Genomic DNA, 1,524 nt, shown 5'->3' with positions numbered 1-1,524 from the left:
TCCATTCCATCAGGGGCTGCCTTTTGAAATGTTTCCACTCTCCGTTGTGGTACTGGCCGCATCCTTGCGCACCGGCACGGCGATCTGCTCGAACACATTGCCTTCGATCACAACGCCTTTGGACTCCAGCAGGTTGATGCCGGCCTGGGGTTCCTCTTCCTTCTTCCTGAACAGTCCGCTGCGCTTCACGATGAAGCGGTTGTTGCGGATGATGGAGCCATCGGCATCGCGCAGCTTGAGGATGGCGGGCAGCGGCGCCTTATCGCGCAGATCCATGTGCACGATGAAGGTGTTGCCCTCCACCAGCGAGCGCGGGCCGTACAGGTAGACGGCGGTGCGGCCATCGACCTCGATGGTGTTGTTGCGCACCACGTTGTCGGAGCCCGCCATGATGATGGCGCGGCCGCCGGATTTGATTTGGAGGTTTTCTGCTGTGTAGAAGGTGGGTGGAGAGTAGTCCCAGGGGATTTCGTTGAAGTTCTGGTTCTCGCCATTCCAATTTGTTTTAATAATTATTGAAATATCTTCCTTCATCATTTCTATTCTTTTTCTAATATTTGAATCTCCAGAAGCCATTTCTATGCTTATTCCCAATCTTCCAGGTGTTTCAATCTTTCCATTATGAACCTTTAGAAAGCATAATTCAATCCCCTTAGTTCCAATGCCACGAGTATCTTCAAAAGGCGATCCCGATACGAGATGATTTTGCAAGTCCAGGTCCACATTGCTGCTTTCGAAGAACGTTAATATATTTCCGGTTCCAGCATCATTTATTGGAGACCCTCTTTGTCTACCAGATATGAGGTCGCGAGATTTTCGCTGAACGAAATCATGAACAACGCAGTGCTTACCAGAACCTTTGATTGACTCTGATATTGGAACTCTCTGACCTCTATATTTCACAGCCTTGCACCATATGGGTGGAAGTTTTGCGTCAACAGGAGGATGTTGGCTCTCTGTCCATTTTTCCGATTGCTGTTTTTCTGCATGCCCAGTCCGCCAAAAAGCTAGCAGCACAAATATTATTAAAATGCACACTATACGGGTTTGCATAACAAACTCCTTGGCAAACACACACCTGGATAGTCTTTCTCCCTACCCACTAGACCACCAAGAAAGATCTCTCTATTGTTTTCTGCTTTCTCAAAGTCATATTCCTCTGAATTTTTATCTTTCAAATCTATTTTTGTTATTTTGATCTGACTTTTATTGTTTTTCGTTAAATTCAATTTTCCCTCATTAATCCATTTATTTAGATGGTTTTGTAGCAAATCAAATTTATCTGGAGAATTGCTCCCACTCTCCCGCGTGGCATTGAATCTCTCCAGCACTTTCTCTATCTCTTTAAAGCTCACCGCCGGCCTAGTTCCATACGCCGTCAGAAACTCATAAACCGCCTTCTCCCCTTGCAGCGATCGATACTCCCGCTTGTCCCAATAAGGCATATCTGGATCAGGCATATTCCCCAGTATTGGCATGTCCTCGTCATAGGTGTAATCCGGCTCGGACCCCGCAAGCCCATGC

2 protein-coding genes are annotated in these 1,524 nt (G+C 46.9%); both read right to left on the bottom strand.

Annotation, left to right across the window (positions count from 1 at the left end):
• Positions 1-9: 9 nt before the first annotated feature.
• Positions 10-534 carry a right-handed parallel beta-helix repeat-containing protein gene (locus PO605_RS30755; RefSeq protein ID WP_272207343.1) on the bottom strand — a complete coding sequence of 175 codons (525 nt, stop codon included), beginning with the start codon at positions 532-534 and terminating at the stop codon, positions 10-12.
• A 503-nt stretch (positions 535-1,037) separates the two neighbouring features.
• Positions 1,038-1,524: hypothetical protein (locus PO605_RS30750; RefSeq protein ID WP_272207342.1), on the bottom strand; the 487-nt coding region annotated here is incomplete at its 5' end.

Source organism: Delftia sp. DT-2 (genome assembly GCF_028401915.1).
Taxonomy (GTDB): domain Bacteria; phylum Pseudomonadota; class Gammaproteobacteria; order Burkholderiales; family Burkholderiaceae_C; genus Comamonas; species Comamonas tsuruhatensis.
The sequence above is the reverse complement of the archived record's forward strand: the minus strand, read 5'-3'. Positions and strand labels throughout refer to the sequence as shown.